The 20944-nt window shown below is 55.2% G+C and carries 15 protein-coding genes; 9 read left to right on the plus strand and 6 right to left on the minus strand.

Annotation, left to right across the window (positions count from 1 at the left end; all coding sequences use genetic code 11):
* Positions 1-19 precede the first annotated feature (19 nt).
* Complete coding sequence (locus FIU95_RS18280) at positions 20-1543, plus strand: TolC family outer membrane protein (RefSeq protein WP_152455281.1); 1524 nt, start codon at positions 20-22, stop codon at positions 1541-1543.
* A gap of 33 nt (positions 1544-1576) precedes the next feature.
* Here the strand turns inward: FIU95_RS18280 and waaA are convergent, their stop codons facing one another.
* Positions 1577-2887, minus strand: a complete 1311-nt coding sequence (gene waaA / locus FIU95_RS18285; RefSeq protein WP_152456457.1) for a lipid IV(A) 3-deoxy-D-manno-octulosonic acid transferase — start codon at positions 2885-2887, stop codon at positions 1577-1579.
* Positions 2888-3062: 175 nt separating this feature from the next.
* Between waaA and FIU95_RS18290 the strand changes: the two genes are divergently transcribed.
* Both FIU95_RS18290 and FIU95_RS18295 read left to right on the plus strand, forming a co-directional pair.
* A complete protein-coding gene (locus FIU95_RS18290) occupies positions 3063-4178 on the plus strand; it encodes a glycosyltransferase family 4 protein (RefSeq protein ID WP_253869134.1) in 1116 nt (371 codons plus the stop codon).
* Positions 4175-4840: a YrbL family protein gene (locus tag FIU95_RS18295; RefSeq protein ID WP_152455285.1), complete on the plus strand. Its 666-nt coding sequence runs from the start codon at positions 4175-4177 to the stop codon at positions 4838-4840. The genes FIU95_RS18290 and FIU95_RS18295 overlap by 4 nt, the downstream gene beginning before the upstream one ends.
* Here the strand turns inward: FIU95_RS18295 and FIU95_RS18300 are convergent.
* Positions 4837-5727 carry an ELM1/GtrOC1 family putative glycosyltransferase gene (locus FIU95_RS18300; protein WP_152455287.1) on the minus strand — a complete coding sequence of 297 codons (891 nt, stop codon included), beginning with the start codon at positions 5725-5727 and terminating at the stop codon, positions 4837-4839. The two genes, FIU95_RS18295 and FIU95_RS18300, sit on opposite strands and share 4 nt — an antisense overlap.
* Before the next feature lie 176 nt (positions 5728-5903).
* On the opposite strand from FIU95_RS18300, the gene FIU95_RS18305 reads away from it, so the two are divergent.
* Entirely contained in the window at positions 5904-7235 is a 1332-nt protein-coding gene (locus FIU95_RS18305; RefSeq protein ID WP_152455289.1) for a UDP-glucose/GDP-mannose dehydrogenase family protein, read from the plus strand.
* Positions 7236-7276: 41 nt separating this feature from the next.
* Here the strand turns inward: FIU95_RS18305 and FIU95_RS18310 are convergent, their stop codons facing one another.
* The 4 genes from FIU95_RS18310 to FIU95_RS18325 form a co-directional block, all read right to left on the minus strand.
* The gene (locus tag FIU95_RS18310) at positions 7277-8650 is read right to left on the minus strand and encodes an O-antigen ligase (RefSeq protein ID WP_172975454.1); all 1374 of its coding nucleotides are present in this window, start codon (positions 8648-8650) and stop codon (positions 7277-7279) included.
* Positions 8651-8904: 254 nt separating this feature from the next.
* Entirely contained in the window at positions 8905-9867 is a 963-nt protein-coding gene (locus FIU95_RS18315) for a branched-chain amino acid transaminase (RefSeq protein ID WP_152455293.1), read from the minus strand.
* Positions 9868-9927: 60 nt separating this feature from the next.
* Positions 9928-12771, minus strand: coding sequence for a bifunctional [glutamate--ammonia ligase]-adenylyl-L-tyrosine phosphorylase/[glutamate--ammonia-ligase] adenylyltransferase (gene glnE / locus FIU95_RS18320; RefSeq protein WP_152455295.1), 2844 nt, complete (start codon positions 12769-12771; stop codon positions 9928-9930).
* 143 nt (positions 12772-12914) lie between these two features.
* Entirely contained in the window at positions 12915-14690 is a 1776-nt protein-coding gene (locus FIU95_RS18325; protein WP_152455297.1) for a GspE/PulE family protein, read from the minus strand.
* A 145-nt stretch (positions 14691-14835) separates the two neighbouring features.
* Here FIU95_RS18325 and FIU95_RS18330 point away from each other — a divergent pair, with 145 nt between their 5' ends.
* The 5 genes from FIU95_RS18330 (at position 14836) to argE (ending at position 20923) form a co-directional block, all read left to right on the plus strand.
* Positions 14836-15513 (plus strand): TIGR00153 family protein, encoded by a 678-nt coding sequence (locus FIU95_RS18330; RefSeq protein WP_152455299.1) that lies wholly within the window; start codon positions 14836-14838, stop codon positions 15511-15513.
* A 10-nt stretch (positions 15514-15523) separates the two neighbouring features.
* The gene (locus FIU95_RS18335; RefSeq protein WP_152455301.1) at positions 15524-16798 is read left to right on the plus strand and encodes an inorganic phosphate transporter; all 1275 of its coding nucleotides are present in this window, start codon (positions 15524-15526) and stop codon (positions 16796-16798) included.
* A gap of 229 nt (positions 16799-17027) precedes the next feature.
* Complete coding sequence (locus FIU95_RS18340) at positions 17028-18728, plus strand: thiamine pyrophosphate-binding protein (RefSeq protein WP_152455303.1); 1701 nt, start codon at positions 17028-17030, stop codon at positions 18726-18728.
* A gap of 175 nt (positions 18729-18903) precedes the next feature.
* A complete protein-coding gene (locus tag FIU95_RS18345; RefSeq protein WP_152455305.1) occupies positions 18904-19782 on the plus strand; it encodes a carboxylate/amino acid/amine transporter in 879 nt (292 codons plus the stop codon).
* Positions 19760-20923: an acetylornithine deacetylase gene (gene argE / locus FIU95_RS18350; RefSeq protein WP_152455307.1), complete on the plus strand. Its 1164-nt coding sequence runs from the start codon at positions 19760-19762 to the stop codon at positions 20921-20923. The genes FIU95_RS18345 and argE overlap by 23 nt, the downstream gene beginning before the upstream one ends.
* Positions 20924-20944 lie beyond the last annotated feature (21 nt).

Below are 20944 nucleotides of genomic sequence, written 5' to 3' on the forward strand. Positions count from 1 at the left end.
CCACAGGAAGTTGAAACAGATGAAAAGAAGTAACCGCAAAGAGCCGCGAGGCCGCCAGTTGCGTCCACTGAAGAAACTAATCGCCGCAACCCTGCTGGGCTTCGGCGCCATGCAGGCCCAGGCCGACACCCTGTGGGATATTTATATGCAGGCGTTGGATAACGACCCCCAGTTAGCCGCAGATCGCGCCGCCTATCACGCTGGAGTTGAGGCCAAAAACCAGCTGCGCGCTCCCCTGTTGCCGCAGGTGAATGCTCAAATCCGGGCGGCCAGGGTTCACGAGAACAATCAATTTGCAAGCGCTGAACCTGTTGATGAAGAAGAGTTTCCCGATGTTGACCTTGATCTGATCGATTTTCTTCAACGAGATTCGGGTACTTTTAACGAAAGGACATACAATGCGAGTCTGAGCCAGGCAATATTTGATGCCCCTGCCTGGTTTGGCTATCAGCAAGGCAAAAAACTAACCAAGCTGGCCACGGCAGAGTATAGCGCCAACCAGCAGGATATGATGATTCGTGTTGCCACCGCCTACTTTGATGTGTTGCGGGCTTACGATGTGCTGGAAGCGGCCGTCTCTGAAGAAAAAGCGCTGGCCAAGCAGCTGGAGCAGACCCAGCAGCGCTTCGAAGTGGGGCTGACGGCAATTACCGACGTCTACGACTCCCAGGCTGCCTACGACAGCTCCGTAGCGCGACGCCTTACCGCTCAGGACAACCTGCTCAGCAACTTCGATGCCCTATCTGTGCTTACCGGCGGCAACCATGATGAAGTTGCGCCGCTAGTGGAAAGCTTCCAGGTAGCACCGCCGGTGCCTGCAGACCGCGCCGACTGGGTCGATTTCGCGCTGGCCAATAACTTCACATTAAAAGCCGCGCGGCTCAATGCCGAGGCAGCCCGCTATAACGCCCGCTCTGCCGCCAGTGAGCACCTGCCCACACTGACAGGTTCTCTCTCATACAATAAATTCACCTCGAATGGCGAACAAAGGTCCAAGTTTATATTCGACCCACCTTTCGAGGAGCAAAATCGATCGACAACCTTCTCACGGGACCAGGACTTCCGGGATTCTGCTGCTGCAATAACCTTGAATATCCCCATCTACACCGGCGGTCTGCTCAGTGCTAATCGCCGTGAGGCTCGCAACCTATCCTTCCAGGCCCAAGATCTGCGCAACCTGACCGAGCGCAATACTATCCAGACCACCCGTACCCTGCACCGCGCGGTAGTCACCGATGTCTCCCGCGTATCGGCTCGGCAACAGGCAGTGGTTTCCGCCAAGAGCGCCCTGGAAGCAACCCAGGCGGGCTACGAAGTGGGCACGCGTAATATCGTCGATGTACTACTGGCCCAACGCACCCTCTTCCAGGCGGAAACGGATTATGCCAATGCCCTGTACGACTACATTCTAAATACTCTCAATCTCAAGCAAGTATCTGGACTGCTGTCACCCAAAGACTTGCAGGAGTTGGACGCTATGCTGAACCCGGCACTGCATGTATCCCGCGTTGCCGAGGCCGGCGCCGCCGCTCCCTCCAAGTAAGTTTTACTGGCCAGTGAGTGGATTCAAATCCACTCACTGGCCCTCCAAACCAGACATCAAGCCTTCGATTTCATCCAACAGACGCTGCAATGCACCGCTGTTTTCCTGTGCGACATCCCTGCCGCACTGCCCTGCAGAGATACGCTCTTGATCATTTTTCAACCACACGCTCAACTGAGCAGCTAAAGCGGCTGCATCCTCGGCAATTTCCATACCACCTGCTTCTTTCAATAGCTGGGAAACGGTAGCGAAGTTATGCAGGAAAGGCCCGCACACAACAGGAACTCCCCAAGCCGCCGGCTCAATCATATTGTGCCCGCCGACGGGAACCAGGCTGCCACCCACAAAGGTCACATCACAGGCACCAAAGAAGCGCAGCAATTCTCCCATGGTATCCCCCAGGAGTATTTGATCGCGAGCTGAAGGCGCCCGCCCCTCACTGCGCCTGGTTACTCTAAAGCCCCGTTCCTGGCAGAGTCGTGCGACACTCTCAAAACGTTGGGGGTGCCGGGGAACCAATACCAGAAGTAAATCTGCAAAAGTTTCGACCAGCTCTTTGTAGGCACCCAGGATAATTTCATCCTCACCAGCGTGAGTACTGGCCGCCAACCACACCTTACGCCCCTTTGCCCGCTCCTTTGCGCCACGCCACTGATGAGCCAGAACCTGAGCCTCACTGGCCAGCCCCAAATCAATATTCAGGTCAAACTTAATATTGCCACTGGCCTGCACTCGCTGTGACGGCAAGCCTAAATCAATAAATCGTTGGGCATCCACGTCATACTGGGCGACAACCCTGTCCAGGTCCGCCAGCATCGACCGGGTAAGCCTCGGCAGCTTGCCATAGCCCCGGGCGGATTTCTCACTGAGCCGGGCATTGGCCAGCAACGTGGGAATATTGTTTTTCTTACAGAGATGCAAAAGGTTCGGCCACAGTTCAGTTTCCACAATCACCAGCATATTTGGGCGCAAAGCCTGCAAAAATGGAGTCAGGCACTCGGGAAGATCATAGGGCAGGTAGTAGTGCAGTAAGCGTCCGCCAAGAATGGGGCGCAACGCCTCGGTCACTCGCTCCGAGCCAGTGGGGGTACTCGTAGTCACCAACCACTGCCAATGGGGATGGCGAGCCGCCAGCTGGGCAATCACCGGTATCGCCGCCAATGTTTCACCCACAGAAACTGAGTGTACCCAGAGCAACGGTGTACGGCTGAGGCGTTCCGGCACTTTTCCCAGCCGCTCTCCAAGGCGCTGCCGATACTCGGGCTGGCTGCGACCGCGCCACCAGAGACGCAGCAAAACAAATGGAATCGCCGCTCGAAAAATAAAGGTATACAGAACTCGCATCGACAAAAAGGGCTTCACAAGAAGTAAACAAATGCTGGTAGGCTGTACCACCAACTGTACTGGATTAGGCTTCACTGCATATAATGAGTCTTCTGCCAGGAAACCAAGGCCTGGTCATCATATCATTGGCAGAACATTTTCTTCTTGGTTACTCGGAGCTGGTCACTTGAAAGTTGTGCAACTACTGCCCGCCTTGAACTCGGGCGGAGTTGAGCGCGGAACCGTGGATTTTGCCCGTGCATTAGTCCGAGCAGGACATCAATCCATCGTCATTTCCAATGGTGGCCGCATGGTGGAGCAGCTGCAGCGTGAAGGCTCGCAGCATATCACCCTACCGATCCACAAAAAGTCCCTGACCAGCCTGTTGCAGGTGCGCCCTCTGCGTAAGCTGTTACACGAACTAAACGCGGACATTCTGCACGTTCGCTCCCGAGTGCCGGCCTGGCTTACCTACCTGGCCTGGAAAAAAATGCCTGAAGAAAGCCGCCCCAGGCTATTGAGCACCGCACATGGGCTCTATTCCACCAACCGCTACAGTGCGATCATGGCGAAAACCGAGCAGGTTATCGCCATCTCCAGATGCGTAAACGATTACCTGCAGGACAACTATCCCAACGACCTACAAAGGCCCCCTCAGATTGTCTACCGGGGGGTGGATACCACCGAATTTCACCCAGAGATAAGCCTTCCGGCTAACTGGATGGAACAGACATGCGGCGAATTTCCACAACTTCAGGGAAAGCGCTGGTTACTACTGCCGGGGCGCCTGACCCGCTGGAAAGGCCAGGAAGATTTTATTGAGCTAATTGCCAAGCTCGCTCCGCAAAATCCCCAAATTCATGGAGTAATCCTCGGTGGCAGCGAAGCGAATAAGCTCCATTACGAACAAGAGCTAAAAGAAAAAGTGCAAAAACTGGGGGTTGGGGATCACATCAGTTTTGTTGGGCACCGCTCTGATATTCGCTACTGGTATAAACAATCCGCTCTGGTTTTCAATCTCTCGCAGCGCCCGGAGCCATTTGGGCGAACGGTGATCGAAGCGGCTGCGATAGGCGCTCCGATTATCGGTTATGACATCGGTGGCCCAGCCGAGTCCCTACAAGCTTGTTTCCCACAGGGGCTGGTGAATAAAGGGGACCAGCAAATGCTCCTCGAGCGCACACTGGAATTACTGGAGACTCCCCTACTAAAACCTCATCTCACCGAGGAATTTACCTTAGAGCGACAGGCTGCCCATACCATGGAAATCTATCGCACAATGCTCGACAGCAGAAAGAGGGCGGCTCAATGATAGATTTGAATAACCGTGAGCCCTTCGCCAGTGGGGGCAACCGATTTTGCTATCAGCATCCACAAGACTCCCTCTTATGTGTCAAAGTGATGCGCCCAGGGCGCACACAGATACTGTTGGATAGGGCCCCCTGGTATAAACGATGGCGCGGCCTGGACAGCTTTGACGATAACCTGCGCGAGCTGGAGGGTTATAGCCAGAGAGCATTGCAACGGGATCAAGCCGGACTATGGCAGCACCTGCCTCGCTGGTATGGCATTCAACAGACCAGCCTCGGGCCAGCGGCTGTCACAGATATGGTTCTAGATGAGAGTGGGTCTCCAGCCCCCACTCTACGTCAGTACTTAAACAAACACGGCCTGGATGAAGAAGTGCGTACAGCGCTGCAAGAATTTGCCGGCTGGTTGCTGGAATACGAAGTACTGACCAAAAACCTGATCGCTCACAACTTGGTTTTACGTCGAGAAAATGGGCGTTTGCAGATCTACCTTATCGATGGTTTAGGTTGTGCCTCCTTCCTGCCGCTGCCGCGATTTTCCCGCTTTTTTGCTAGACGCTATATCCACCGTCGAATCCAGCGTATGTGGCTTCGAGTGGAGTGGGAGGTTTCCGATAAGAAGGTACCCTGGAGAAAATTTGAGGCGCGCGGCCTGAAAGGCTAATTTGCCAGGAGTCCGCAGCGACGTAAAAGTGCCCTGGCACATAGCAGGTACTGGTCCAGAGGCTGACGCTGTGGCTGGGCCAACACTTCTTCCAGGTGTTCGCTGACTATCCCCTGATCGATCAGCCTTTGCACCGCGGCACGGACCTTATTGGACTTACCCCGGCCGGAAACCCGGATCACCCCTACCCGTGCGCGACTCTGCAGCGACTCAAACAACATGGAAACACTGTCTTCACTCACCCAGATTTGCTCAGCTGTCGCCATCTGCTCCTGAACCCAACCGGGGGGGCATGAGTGCCAGTCGATAAGGCTGGCATTATCTCCAGACAGTTCTTCCAGTGTGCCCGCTGGTGTTCGGCGGCTGTTGGAAATCTGCCACTCCAAAGGCTGGCTCAATAGTGGCGTGATTTGGGTGCGAATCGACTGAATATCCCAAGAATAATGTTTACTCGGACCACCGAGAAGGATCAATCCTCTCCCAACCTGAGGAACAATATCGGGTAACGGCTCGGTCAGAGCGCCCTGACTTAGAATAATATTCTCAAGCGGCGGCGGTCGGTCATGCTCGGGCACAATCGCAAAATCAAACCAGCTGAACGGCAACTGTGGGCGGTTGATCGACACAATACGTCCACCAAAACGGTGGCGCGCAGCCAACATCGGTAGGCGACTCTTGCGCCCGGTGCCAATAAGGAAATCCGGTTTGGGCAGCTGGTTGAGCTCCTGCGCACGTCCCAGGAAGATGCGCGAGGCACTCAACTCAGCCGGGATATCAAAACTCTGTACCTGCCCGGCAAAACTTTTATCCAGGCCACGAACCAACGCCGCACTTTGTTTCTCATGCGCCCGGTTACCATCGAGAAAACGCCAAACCCTGAGCTGCAAAGCCAGTTAACCCCATGCATAAAAGCCCATAAGCATAACTTATTGTCCCCCTGGCGACGAACAAGAGACATAAGATATGCCGAGTACCCACCAGGGCAGGGTAACAATATCTGATACACTTGCGCGCATGATTTTTGGGCAACAAAGCCCCTCCAGCGACAGGTAATGGGATACTCATGAATGTAACGGTATTTGGCAGCGGCTACGTGGGACTAGTTCAAGCCGCAGTTTTGGCTGAAGTTGGCCACAATATTTTGTGCATTGATATTGATGAGAAGAAAGTCGAAGACCTGAAAAAAGGGGTTATTCCCATCTATGAACCCGGCTTATCCCCACTGATAGAGCGCAACCTGAAAAATGGCACCCTGAATTTCAGTACTGATGCGTCACAGGGCGTTGAGCACGGAGAAGTCATATTTATCGCAGTCGGCACCCCTCCCGATGAGGACGGTTCGGCCGACCTTCGCCATGTGCTCGCGGTGGCCGGGTCTATCGCCACTTATATGGGTAGCCCTAAAGTAATCGTCAATAAATCTACGGTTCCCGTTGGCACCGCAGACTTGGTGAGCCAGGCAATTACTGATCGACTGACTGAACGCAACGCCGAAGATATCGCCTTCGAGGTGGTGTCAAATCCCGAGTTCCTCAAAGAGGGCTCGGCAGTCAGCGACTGTATGCGACCAGACCGCATCATTATTGGTACCCGCAGCGCCTCAGCAGAAAATGCTCTGCGTCAGCTCTATGCGCCATTCAACCGCAACCATGAAAAAATCATCACCATGGATGTTCGCAGTGCGGAACTGGCCAAATACGCAGCTAATTGCATGTTGGCCACCAAAATCAGTTTTATGAATGAGATGGCACAAATCGCCGACCATGTGGGCGCTGATATCGAGCAGGTACGCCAGGGTATTGGCTCCGATCCTCGCATTGGCTACCAATTTATCTACGCAGGCATCGGTTATGGCGGCTCATGCTTCCCCAAAGATGTAAAAGCACTGATAGCGACGGCAACCCAAATGGGCGTATCCCCCAGTATCTTGAATGCTGTGGAGGAGCGTAACCAAACCCAGAAGAGCTACCTGCTACAAAAAATCACCAAACATTTTGGTGAGGATTTGAAAGGGAAAACCTTTGCCTTGTGGGGGCTTGCCTTTAAACCCAACACCGACGACATGCGCGAAGCGCCCAGCCGCACCTTAATGGAGCAGCTCTGGCAGCTCGGCGCAAAGGTTCAGGCCTTCGATCCTCAGGCAATGGAGGAGTGTCAACGGATATACGGTGTACGCGAAGATATGCAACTCTGTGGTACCAAAGAGGTTGCGCTATCTGGAGCGGATGCCCTGATTATCGCTACCGAGTGGCAACAATTTAAAGCCATTGATGCTAAGGCAGTTATTAATGCGCTAAACAACCCAGTTATTTTTGATGGCCGCAACCTCTATGAGCCCCAGTATATGAGCGAGGGTGGGATCGAGTATTATTGTGTAGGGCGCCCCAAAGGATAAGTCGCCCTTGCCCCACTGAGGGGGGACTCCCCCCCTCATATTCACTCACTAACAGCCCGGCCCTGCTCAGGAGTGCTCTTGCTTCGAAAAATATGAGTAGCAATCCCCGCAACTACAATGCCAAATATAAAATGTCCGCTGGAATAGAAAAGATAAGATTCGAAACAATTAGCAATCAGCCAAAGAATCATAAAACCAATATAAAAAAGGAAGAAATCCCCCGGTAAAAAGCCCTTACGCCAGCTTTTATAAGCTGCCAAGAATAACCAACAATTAAACGCTCCCCACACCAAGGCCCCTAGAAACCCATAGTTCACGAGCAGGTCAAGATAACTGTTGTGCAGATGCCCGATAGAGTTTCTAAATTCCGGTGGCATATCCTGCAGGTTTTGAATAACAAGACGCCGACCTTTACCGCCCCAACCGAGGAATGGGCGTTCAGCTATCCAATTAACCGCAGCGTGCCAGCTGTGTATCCTGACACCGATACTGGAATAGGGAATGGATTCAAGGTTACCTGAGAGCAAGGCATCAACTGTACTCCTCTCTAATCCAAGGCGCTTGATCACCACATCCCCAACTTTCACCCAAAGGGCGATAATAGCTACACCGATAACCGCTCCCCAAGACAGCAAGCGCAACCAAATGCCTTTACCCGGCTTGCGAAAAACTACCACTACGTAAACTATTAGTAGCGCAAACAGAGATATCGCTATAGCAAACCAAATCGCACGAGTCTGTGAATAAAGCACGGCAAGAGCACATATACCAACAGCAACGGCCCAAGCTAAACTTGGAACGGATAACAGTCCTGAATAGTTAAATATTCGCTTTGAAAAAACAGCTAATCCGAGCAGCGCAACACCAAAGATAATTGCAGTATGCTGGGCATTATGAAAGCCAAATTCGACCCGCTGCCCCATGGCTCCGTATGCCCACTCAGAAAATCCTCCTCCCGCAATCCAGGGAGCCAAAAGTATGGCGATTAAAGCCGTCAACCAGAGAATTAAAGTATTGCGAGTACTGCCTCCCAGCCAACAGGCAATAGCAGCAAATAAAAACCACTGCCCCAGGCGGTGAAGCTTTGGCGAGGATTCAGCCCAGCTAGGATGTTCCACCAGCATGCCAACCCAGGATAACACCTGCACTAATAAGGAAGCAGCGAAAAACCAGCCGACTGGTGAGTTCAGCCAATTTCTTCCGCGGGTGAAAAGCACCCAGAAAGTAAGAACAACTAAAAGTTTTTTAGCAGTATCTGCATAGTCACTAGCTAAGGGAAATAATGCCGCATAAAGAAGCAGCAAAGCTCCTCCGAGCATCTGTAGTCTAACTGATACATCGATCAACGCATTGCGCTGCCAAAATTGAGAAATAATGCCTTTCCAATCCTTTGCAAGGTTTTTAATTGGTAACACCAATGACTCCCATGGCCCTGAATGACTCATTAAATCGGTATCCCATCAAGCAGGGTCAAAGATTGAACTCACCATTCAACGCTTTCGATTCACATTAAACCTGCGATGGGCGGACACCCACAGAATACAGAGGGATAATTAACTTAGGCATTCTACGAGAACAGCGGGCAGGGTACTACTTTCCCCTGGAGAAGAATTGGGGAGGGCTCTTAGAGCCCCCCTATCTGGAATAAGTTAAACCCGGACCTTATAGTCTAGGCAACGGCAATATGGCCACCATTTTGCAAACCGGCGTCATCCACATCACTCAACCAGCCTCGGTGTGCTGTGCTGCGGCCATGTACCACATCGAAATAAAGCCCCTGCAAGCGACCAGTGATTGCGCCGCGGCGACCACTGCCAATGGAGCGGCCATCGAGCATGCTAATGGGTAACACCTCTGCGGCGGTGCCGGTAAAAAAGGCCTCATCGGCGATATAGACTTCATCCCGGGTAATACGCTTTTCTATCACCCGATAGCCACACTCCCTGGCCAGCTCGATCACGGTGTCGCGGGTGATGCCATCCAGGCAAGAGGTCAGCTCTGGGGTATAAATAGTCCCGTCCCGGACGATAAAGAAATTCTCCCCACTGCCCTCGGCCACATAGCCCTCTGGGTCAAGTAGCAGCGCCTCTTCACAACCGTTGCGAATCGCCTCCTGCAGGGCCAGCATCGAGTTAATGTAATTACCGTTGGCCTTGGCCTTGCACATGCTGATATTCACGTGGTGGCGGGTATAAGAGGACGTATTAACCTTGATACCACGCTCCAATGCCTCTGGGCTCATATAGTTGGGCCACTCCCAGGAGGCAACGATTACATGAGTAGTTAGCCCCTCTGCGCGCAGCCCCATACCTTCAGAGCCGTAAAATACCATTGGGCGCAAGTAGGCGTGCCGGAGGCTGTTTTCCCTTACCACAAGACGCTGAGCTTCATTCAGCTCATCCGCATCGTAGGGCATGGGGATATTCATGATCTTCGCAGAGCGGAATAAACGGCGGGTGTGATCCTGAAGGCGAAAGATACTGGCTCCGCGATCGGTCTCATAAGCGCGCACCCCCTCAAAGACCCCCATTCCGTAATGCAGGGTATGAGTCAGAACATGCACGCGGGCATCCCGCCAGGGAACCAATTCACCATCAAACCAGATAACGCCGTCGCGGTCGGCAAAAGACATGGGGCAACTCCTACAAATCCTGAAAAACAGTTTAATCGGGCAGCAGGGTGAAGCTGGGGTTTAACCAAGCAATTGCTGCCAGTTTGTTAGAACGGTCTTTCTTTCCGCTGTGAAGCGGTCATCGCTCACTATCCCTGGCAGTTGTTGTAGTGCCAGGCGATGACCTTCAGATCGGTAGGCTTTGTAGGCGTCGATCAGATGCTCGACTTGTTTGGCCGGCATCAGGCCCGCGTCATTCAGACTTTCGAGAATGCGAATATTATCGGTGTATCGCACGATCGAGGGCGAAGTTTGTGCCCAGGCCAGAGCAGCATATTGAACCAAAAATTCAATATCGACAATACCGCCCGGGCCGTGTTTCAGGTCGAAACTTTGATCATTGCTCTTATCCAGGTGGGAGCGCATTTTATCGCGCATCCCAACCACTTCCTCGCGCAATTTTCCCTCATTTCTCGGCTCGCAAAGCAATCTCAAGCGCAGGGCCTCAAAGTTACTGCAGAGCTGTTCGCTCCCCGCAACCGGGCGGGCGCGCACCAACGCCTGATGCTCCCAGGTCCAAGCACTCTCGCGTTGATATTTTTCGAAGGCTTTCATGGAGGTGACCAGCAGCCCCGAGTTACCCGAAGGGCGCAAACGGGTATCCACCTCATACAGTGGTCCACTCAGGGTACGGGTTTGCAGGATGTGGATCAGGCGCTGCGCCAGGCGGGTATAGAAACGCAAATTGTCGATGCTGGTTGCACCGTCGGTAGCAAGCTGAGGGTCCGCATCGTGCACAAATACAATATCCAGGTCTGAACCATGGGATAACTCCAGGCCCCCAAGCTTGCCGTAAGCGACAATGGCAAAGTGCATGTTCTCGGCGGTTGCCCCTGCGGGTAGGCCATATTTGTCCACCATCTGTGCCCACGCCAAATTAAGCGACTGTCGCAATATCCCCTCTGCCAACCAGGTGAGGGAGTCGCTCACCTTCATCAGTGGCAAGGCTCCGCTGACCTCTTGAGCGGCAATACGCAGGCTCTGACTCTGCTTGAAATAGCGCAGTGTTTCCATCTGCAATTCCAGATCTGCGGGATCAACACGCAACAGCTCGAGGCGCAGCTCATCGGCAATATCCTCCGCCGTCGCCGGTGCCAGCAGGCGGCGGGAGTCCAGTAGTTCGTCCAACAAGATGGGGTGGCGCGCCAGCTGCTCGGCAATCCGCGGGCTGGCACTGCACAGTTGTACCAGCTGGCTGAGCACCGGGGGATTTTCATTGATCAGTACCAGGTAGGCACTGCGGCGCAGTACCGAGCGCACCAGGGGTAGAACCCGACCGAGCACCAACAGCGGTCGCTCCTGCAAGCTGGCTGCGGCCAGTAGCAGGGGCATAAAATGATCCAGCCGCTCGCGCGAGGACGCCGGCAGTGCCATCACCATAGGAGAGACGCTGAGATCCCGCAGCAGGTCCAGGGCCTCCGGCGCCGGAGTGAATCCCGCATTTTCCAGGGTCTGTAGATTGACCTCTTTACCGGTCTCGTCGCCACAGCTGCTCCACAATCCCTGCCACTCCTCCGCCACATGGGGTTCGGCGATTTCCTCCGGTGGCGCAATGACCGTATCGAACTCCCGCTCCACCACATTGCGAACGGCTGCCAACTCCCCAACCAACTGATCCCAGCTGTCACGGCCAAGGGCGAATGCGAGCCGCTCGCGCTCTGCGGTATCCTGCGGCAGCGCCTGGGTCTGCTGATCCTTATAGGCCTGCAAGGCGTGCTCCACCCGGCGCAACAGCAAATAGCAGTTGGCCAGTTCATCGGCAACCCCGGGCTCCACATGGCCGTCAGTTTCCAATAATGGCAGTATCTTTAATAAATTGCGCTCTCGCAGTGCAGGCACCCGTCCGCCACGAATTAACTGGAAAGCCTGCACAATAAATTCCAGCTCACGAATACCTCCGCGCCCCAGCTTGATATTGTCGATCAGTCCGCGGGCACGCACCTGTCGCTGTATCAGAGCCTTCATCTCGCGCAGGGCGTCGATAGCACTGAAATCGATATAGCGGCGGTAAGTGAATGGCCGCAATAGCTCCATCAACTCAGCGGCAACGCCTTGATCACCTGCCACCGGGCGCGCCTTAACCATGGCGTAGCGCTCCCATTCACGCCCTTGGGTCTGGTAGTAATCCTCCAGCGCAGCGAAATGGCTCACTAAAGGGCCGCTGTCACCATAGGGGCGCAGACGCATATCCACGCGAAACACAAAGCCTTCGGCATTAATGGCATCGAGGGATTTGATCAGTCGCTGACCCAAGCGCTGGAAAAACTTTTGATTTTCTACGCACTGATCGCCGTCAGTATGTCCCGGTTCGGGGTAGGCAAAAATCAGGTCGATGTCGGAGGAGAGGTTCAGCTCGCGCGCGCCCAGCTTGCCCATACCGAGCACCACCATAGATTGAGCCCGGCCGCTTCTATCCCGGGGCTCGCCATATCGCTGTGCCAGCTGGCTGTGGTGCCACTGCAGGGCCGTGTTGATAGCGAGTTCTGCCAGTTCACTGAGGCGCAGGCAGGCCCTGGGGATATCCCACTGGCCGGCAAAGTCCCGGAAAATAACCTCGGCGGTCGCTCGGTTACGCAGCTGCCGCAGGGCCAGATCTAGAGTTTCATCGCTATCAAAACTGGGCAGCTGCAGACCCAGATCATCCTGTTGCAATAACTCCAAGAGGAAATCCGGATCGCGCCGGCACTGTCGATAAAAGAATTCAGAACCGATAAAGCTGCGTGCCATTGCCAGCCCAAGCGTCTGATCCTGCAGCAACGCCTCTACTTCGGCAACCAATGCGGGGCCCGCAGCCTCACTCCAATCTCGCCACAGAGTCTGCAATTGCGAGCACAGGGGTTCGGGGCAGATGGCGCTATCAATCATGCGGAATCGATCCTTATTTCCAAATGAGGAATTCTGCAGGGCAGCACTACCGCCCCACAGTTCTTATCCCAAGCTACTTTTATTCCAAGCTACTTTTATTCCACACTTTATCCCACACTTTTTGTAGCGGAAATTTAGCTCTATTAAAAAGCGATATCCGGCGGTGGTGCCACACGTAATACTTCCGCCACGGTAGTTAAGCCAGCGGCCACTTTCTTGGCCCCCGATAAACGCAGACTGTTCATACCCTCGCGCATAGCTTGGCGACGAAGCTGCTGCAAGTCACAGTCGGGAGTGATAATGGTTTGCACCGCTTCGCTGAACGGCAGGATTTCATAGATACCCTGGCGGCCCTTGTAGCCGGTGTTGCGGCACTCCAGACAGCCCTCGGGGGCATACACTTTTTCGGGTAGAGGCGCTTTCCAGGGGCGAACCAGGGAATGCCAGTCGGCCTCGTCGATGGTGTCTTCGCGCTTGCACGAGGGGCACAGGGTTCGCACCAGGCGCTGGGCCATAACCCCGAGGATGGTGGACTTGAGCAGGTAGTGCGGCAAGCCCAAATCCAATAGACGAGTCACCGCCGTAGGAGCATCGTTGGTGTGTAGAGTGGAGATTACCAGGTGGCCGGTAAGTGCCGCCTGCACCGCCATCTGTGCGGTTTCCAGATCTCGGATTTCCCCCACCATGATGATGTCCGGGTCCTGTCGCATCAGGGTGCGAATGCCCGCGGCAAAATCGAAGCCGATAGCGTGGTGCACCTGTGTCTGGTTAAAACTCTCCTCCACCATCTCGATGGGATCTTCCACTGTGGAGACATTAACCGCACTGGTGGCCAATTGCTTAAGGCCGGTATACAGGGTGGTGGTCTTACCCGAACCGGTAGGGCCTGTTACCAGCACAATGCCGTTGGGTCGTGCCAGCATCGCCTGCCAGCGGGCCAGGTCCGTACCGGCGAGCCCCAGGTCGCTGTAGGAGCGCGCCAGTACCTCGGGATCGAAGATACGCATCACCAGCTTCTCACCGAAAGCGGTGGGCAAAGTGGAAAGGCGCAACTCCACTTCGCTGCCATCGGGACGTTTAGTCTTGATTCGGCCGTCCTGGGGTTTGCGCTTCTCCGCCACATTCATGCGCCCGAGGATTTTTAGGCGACTGGTTACCGCCGCATTGACCTGATCGGGTAGTTCGTGGATCGGATGGAGGACTCCATCGATGCGGAAACGTATACGCCCTACCTGGCGCCGGGGTTCGATATGAATATCACTGGCACGCTGGTCGAAAGCGTGCTGCAGCAGCCAGTCAACGATATTGACGATGTGTTGGTCGTTGGCTTCCGGGTCTTTCAGGCTACCCAGCTCTAACAACTGCTCGAAATTATTCGCCGCAGAGGTGCCCTGCAGCCCACTGGCACCGGAAATAGAATTTGCCAGGGAGTAAAATTCCACACAGTAGCGCTTGATATCCGCCGGGTCCGCCACCACCCGCCGCACCCGGCGTCCGCTGGTGTGTTCCAGCTGCTCCTCCCATCCGTGGGTAAAGGGCTGGGCCGTGGCCACAGTGAGTTCCTCCGCCCCGGCCTCGACACACAGAATCTGGTGACGCTTGGCGAACTGGAAACTCATCACCTCGGTCACCGCGCTCACATTCACCTTGAGCGGGTCGATATGGTAGAGGGGGTGATCAGCGCTCTCCGCCAGCCAGGCACTGAGCAACTCGTCGCCCAGCAAAATACCTGGGGCCTTCTGGTTGGCCAGGTCGCAGCTGGCGATATAGCTGAGCGGGTGCATTTGTGCCTGCTCTGCGGTACGCGGCGTGCCCACAATACGGTTCGCATCCAGCCTGCTCACGTAGCCCTGGGCAACGAGATCCTCCAGCAACCCACGTAAATCCAGCAACCTGTCTGCCGCTCTGCTCTCTGTCATCGGCATGCCCCCTTATTCTCATATGACGACGCATTGTAGCCCTAACAACTATCGGGGACAGTGCATCGTTAACGCACTATTACCGAAGTGGCCCCGATTGGGGTACCATGCCGCCGTTTTCGCACCCTGAGCAATGGAGCAAACCATGGCCCTGTCGAATATTGCCAATCTGTTTGGCCGCTCACCGATCAAACCGATCGAGAAGCACATGGCTACGGCCCACGAGGCTTCGGCCGACCTGATCCCGTTCTTCGACGCCCTGATTAAAGGCGACTTGAAGGAGGCGGAGCAGATTCAATTGCGTATCTCTGCTACAGAGAATCGCGCCGATGACATCAAGAGAGACCTGCGCCTGCACTTGCCGGACAGTCTGTTTATGCCTGTCTCCCGCTCCGACCTGCTGGAGCTGCTGCACGCCCAGGACGAAGTGGCCAACACGGCACAGGATATCGCCGGGCTGGCAATTGGCCGGAAAATGCAGATTCCCGAGAGCCTGCAATCTCTGATGACCACATTTGTTGAAAGCGCCGTGGCCACTTCCGCCCAGGCCCTGCGCGCAATCAATGAACTGGATGAATTGCTGGAGAGCGGCTTTGCCGGGCGCGAGGTGACTATCGCCAAGCGCATGACCGAAGAGCTGGATGAGCTGGAGCGCAAGTCGGACAAGTTGGAAATTGAAATTCGCGCCTCTCTGTTCGCGATCGAAAAAGACTTACCGCCGGTAGATGTGATGTTCCTCTACCGGGTGATTGAATGGATCGGCGAATTGGCTGATCGCGCCCACAGCGTGGGTAACCGTTTGCAGTTGTTGTTGGCACGTTAGGGGGTTCAACGTGGAAGTTCTTAGTCAATATGGCCATGTTCTGTTGATATTGGCCTGTGTCGCGGGCTTTTTTATGGCCTGGGGTGTTGGTGCTAATGATGTCGCCAATGCCATGGGCACTTCAGTCGGCTCGCGGGCACTGACTATCAAACAGGCGATTATTATCGCCATGATTTTCGAATTTGCCGGCGCCTATCTGGCTGGTGGCGAGGTAACCGCCACGATCCGCAAAGGCATTATCGATTCTGAGATCTTTGCCTCACAGCCTGAGCTGCTCGTGTACGGCATGTTGTCCGCCCTGTTCGCCGCAGGCACCTGGCTGCTCGTGGCCAGTATTCTCGGCTGGCCGGTATCCACCACCCATTCCATTGTTGGCGCCATTGTCGGTTTCTCTGCCGTGGGTATCTCTGCCGATGCGGTGGCCTGGGGCAAGGTAGGCAGTATTGTGGCGAGCTGGGTGGTCTCCCCATTGCTGGCAGGAACCATTTCCTTCCTGCTGTTCCGCAGCGTGCAGCGCCTGATTCTCGACACCGAAGATCCATTCGCCAACGCCAAACGCTATATCCCCTTCTACATGTTTGCCGTGGGCTGGATGATCGCCATGGTGACCCTGACCAAAGGCCTGAAGCACGTTCTCAAAGATGCGGATATCAAGCTCAGCTTCCTGCAGGATGCCGGTATCGCCGCGATTGCCGGTTTGATCGTCGCCGGAATTGGCGTCACCATGCTCAAGCGTATTAAGCGCGACCCCTCTATCGAAGCAGAAAACCGCTTTGCCAACGTAGAGCGCGTCTTCGCCATCCTGATGATATTCACCGCCTGTGCCATGGCCTTTGCCCACGGCTCCAACGATGTGGCCAACGCAGTGGGCCCGCTGGCGGCGGTGGTCAATACCATCCAAATGGGTGCGGTAACCGCTAAGGCAACCATGCCTTCCTGGATTCTGCTGCTCGGGGGTCTGGGTATCGTGGTCGGCCTCGCTACTTACGGGTTCAAGGTGATGGCGACTATCGGCCGCAAGATCACCGAGCTGACACCCAGCCGCGGCTTTGCTGCAGAGCTCGGCGCCGCTGCCACCGTAGTGATGGCCTCCGGCACCGGTCTGCCTATCTCCACCACCCACACCCTGGTAGGCGCGGTATTAGGGGTTGGCCTGGCCCGGGGCATCGGCGCACTGAACCTGCGCATGATCACCACGATTGCCGCCTCCTGGGTGGTTACCCTGCCCGCAGGTGCCGGTATTGCGATCCTGTTCTTCTACTTCTTCAAGGGATTATTTGGCTGATAACAGTCACGTAGTATCCGTCAAAAAAGGGAAGCTCAGCTTCCCTTTTTTGATTTCCAAAGTATTCATCTTGGTCCGCCGCGCCCCCTGGCAAATGCTCCAGTCTCTCCCCCTCTTTCTCCCCTCTATCTCCGCTCTGAAACTGAACTAAGCTGTCCCAGGCACGGCTTCACCTGTCTAGATCCGCCTCCATACCAGGCCTTCACCCGCTGAAAACGAATATAGCCCCATGAATACACGAGAAACCAAGCATTGGACCGTTGGAACCTACCTGGCACAGCGATTAAAAGATGTGGGGATCAACCGCTACTTTGCCCTACCTGGCGACTACAACCTGGTCTTGCTCGACCAGCTACTGCTGGAATCGGACCTGCAGATGATCAGCTGCTGTAACGAGCTGAATGCGGGATATGCCGCCGACGGCTATGCCCGGGCAACCGGAGGACCCTCCGCAGCTGTGGTGACCTTTTCTGTTGGCGGGCTCAGCATGATCAACGCGGTTGCCGGTGCCTATGCCGAAGACCTCCCCCTGATCGCTATTTCCGGGGGGCCAAATACGAATTCGGAAGCCGAGTGGGAATACCTGCACCACACCCTGGGGAAGGTGAATTACGGCTACCAGCGGGAGATGTATTCATACGTCACCGCAGAAACCGTAATCATCCACCACCCCAGGCTGGCACCCGCGGCCATTGATCGCGCCCTGGACACCGCCATGTTGCGTCGCAAGCCGGTCTATATAGAGATCGCCGCCAACGTTGCCAGCGCTCCGACCTCCGCTCCCATTCCGCGGGGTTTTGCCCGCCGGCCAACGAGTGACCCCGACTCCCTCGCCGCCGCAGTGGAACATATCGCCGACTTCCTAAACGCCGCTGAACGCCCTGTACTGATAGCCGGCAGCAAGGTGCGCGCGGCAAATGCCCAGGAGGCTCTGTGCAATTTGGCGCACAGCTGTAAATACGGACTCGCCTCCATGCCGGACGCCAAGGGCCTGCTTCCAGAAACTATGGAGAGCTTTATGGGCATCTACTGGGGGCCGGTAAGCACTCCTGGCTGCAGTGAAATAGTGGACACCGCAGATGCACTCCTATTTGCAGGCCCCCTGTTTACCGATTACACGACCACAGGCCACCAACTGTGCTTTCAAACTGAAAAGGCCATCATTGTTCAACCTACATCGGTACAACTGGGGGAGACCTGCTACAGCAATGTGCATATGAGGGATCTGTTGGATGCCCTTGCCGGGCAGTTGAGCGCAAACGATGGCGCCCTGACCGCCTACCGCCGGGTTAGCAGCCCCAAATATATTCTCAAGCCCGGTAAACCCGACACGCCGCTCACCTCCCGACAGCTGTTCGCGCGAATACAAAAATTGCTCGATCGCAAAAGTACCCTGCTTGTGGAAACTGGGGATTCCTGGTTTAACGGTATGGAGCTCTCATTACCCGAGGGGGCACAGTTTGAAATTCAGATGCAATATGGAAGCATCGGTTGGTCTGTGGGGGCGAGTCTCGGCTACGCACTCGGTATGAGCAAAGGCCGCCTGATCTCCTGCATCGGCGATGGCTCCTTCCAGCTCACCGCCCAGGAAATCTCCACCATGATTCGCTACGGGGTTAACCCGATTATTTTCCTGATCAACAATGGCGGATACACCATTGAGGTGGAGATCCACGATGGCCCCTACAACACCATTAAAAACTGGGATTATGCCCAGCTAGTCGAAACATTCAGCGCCGGGGAAGGCAATGCCTGGGGGTGCAAGGTCAGCAGCGAGGGGGAACTCGATAAAGCCATTACAGAAGCCAAGAAGCGCAATGGCTTATGCCTGATTGAAGTGCTTATCGACCGCAATGATTGCAATGTGAACCTGCTGCGCTGGGGCAACCAGGTGGCTCGCAATAACAGTCGGGCTAATCGCAGTATGTAACAGCAACGCCATTCAGCGACAAACTATGCTCCAGCCCCAGCACTTTCGATTGAGTCATCTCCATTGCCTGCCTCTCACAGCTGTGGGTGACGGCCACTTCCATTTATTGTTCACCCACGCAATACTCACCAGCTACTGCTAGCCGTATATCTTCCGCTCCCGAGAAAGCGTCACCATGCCTCTATTGATCCTTGTCACCCTACTCTGGGCCTTTTCATTTAGCCTCATCGGCGTTTATCTCGCTGGCCAGGTAGACAGCTATTTCTCGGCGATGACAAGAATTTTATTAGCCGCGCTGGTGTTTTTGCCCCTGCTGCAATGGCGGCGTACAAGTGCCCGCAGCGCTATTACCCTGATGGCGATTGGCGCCGTGCAGCTGGGCGCAATGTACCTGTTTTACTACCAGTCGTTTCTGCTACTCAGCGTGCCTGAGGTGCTGCTGTTTACCATATTTACCCCTTTATACATTGCACTGCTATACGACCTGATTGAGCGACGCCTGTCACTGTGGAATTTGGCCATCGCACTTATTGCGGTCTCCGGGGCGGCCATTATTCGCTGGGACTCCCCCAATGGCGATTACTGGTTGGGCTTCGTTGTAGTCCAGGGGGCTAACCTGTGCTTTGCTATCGGCCAGGTCGCCTACAAGCAATTTATGCAGCGGGAACAAGCGCTTCCCACAAGGCAGACTTTTGGCTGGTTTTTCCTGGGAGCGGCAGTCGTCACCGTGAGCGCATGGGCAATTTTGGGTGGACCCAAATACCCGCAAACCACCACCCAGTGGGGCGTATTGCTGTGGCTCGGCCTTATAGCCTCCGGCCTTGGGTATTTTCTATGGAATAAGGGCGCGACCCAGGTCTCCGCCGCAACCCTTGCCGCAATGAACAATGCCCTGGTACCCGCCGGCCTGCTGGCCAACCTGTTAATCTGGAACCGCGATGCAGACATTCCCAGACTGGCTCTAGGTGGATGTGCGATCGCGTTGGCGGTTATCCTCAACGAGCGACGCAACAAAACAAGGGACAATCCCCATGGCGCCTATCGCAGTACCTGAGTTCAAGACTCAACTTCGGCAATTAATCTCCTGCCCCAGTGTCAGTGCCACCGATCCAGCACTGGATATGGGTAACCGGCCAGTGGTGGAGATACTCGCGGACTGGCTTGAAAACCTGGGCTTCGCTGTAGAGCTGATGCCCTTGCCGGGTAGCGTGAATAAAGCCAACCTCATTGCCACTCTGGGCGCACGCGAGGGCGCCGAAGGCGGTTTGATCCTTTCCGGGCACACCGACACAGTTCCCTTCGATGATGGGCGCTGGCAATCTGACCCATTCAGCCTGCAGGAGCGCGACAATCGCCTCTATGGCCTGGGTACCAGCGACATGAAAAGCTTTTTCCCCCTGGCCATTGAAGCCGCTCGCAGCTTTGTCGATAAACCTCTGCGCCATCCCCTGACCATTCTCGCCACCGCCGATGAAGAGACCTCCATGACCGGTGCCAGAGAACTGGTTAAAGCAGGGCGGCCCCACGGCCGCTATGCGGTAATTGGCGAACCGACCGGCTTGCGCCCGGTTCGCATGCACAAGGGCGTAATGATGGAGGCTGTACGCATTACTGGGCAGTCCGGGCACTCCTCCAACCCAAGCCTCGGTGCCAATGCCTTGGAGGCCATGCACTCGGTAATTGGAGAGTTACTGCGCCTGCGCGGGGAGTGGCAGGAAAAGTACAAAAACCCTGGATTTATCGTCCCTGTTCCCACCCTAAACCTCGGCTGTGTTCACGGCGGTGATAACCCCAACCGGATCTGCGGCAACGCGGAACTGCAATTTGATGTACGCCCTCTGCCCGGCATGTCCCTGCAAGAGCTGCGCAGCGAATTAAATGAACGGCTGCAGGCTCGTATCGAGAAACATAAAATTCACCTCGAAATGGTTTCCCTGTTTCCCGGCACCGAGCCCTTCGAGCAGGACCCAAATTCCGAGCTGGTCAGGGTTGCGGAGAAGCTCACCGGGTACAGTGCCGAGAGCGTCGCCTTTGGTACCGAAGCCCCCTACTTGAAGAGCATGAATATTGACACTATCGTGCTCGGCGCCGGCGACATAGACCAGGCCCACCAACCGGATGAATACCTGGGGCTCGAGCGTATAGAACCGATGGTAAAAATATTACGCAATCTGATCGGGCGTTTTTGCCTCTGAGCGGCTAATTCCATCCCCGTT

The sequence above is a fragment of the Microbulbifer sp. THAF38 genome, from assembly GCF_009363535.1.
GTDB lineage: Bacteria > Pseudomonadota > Gammaproteobacteria > Pseudomonadales > Cellvibrionaceae > Microbulbifer.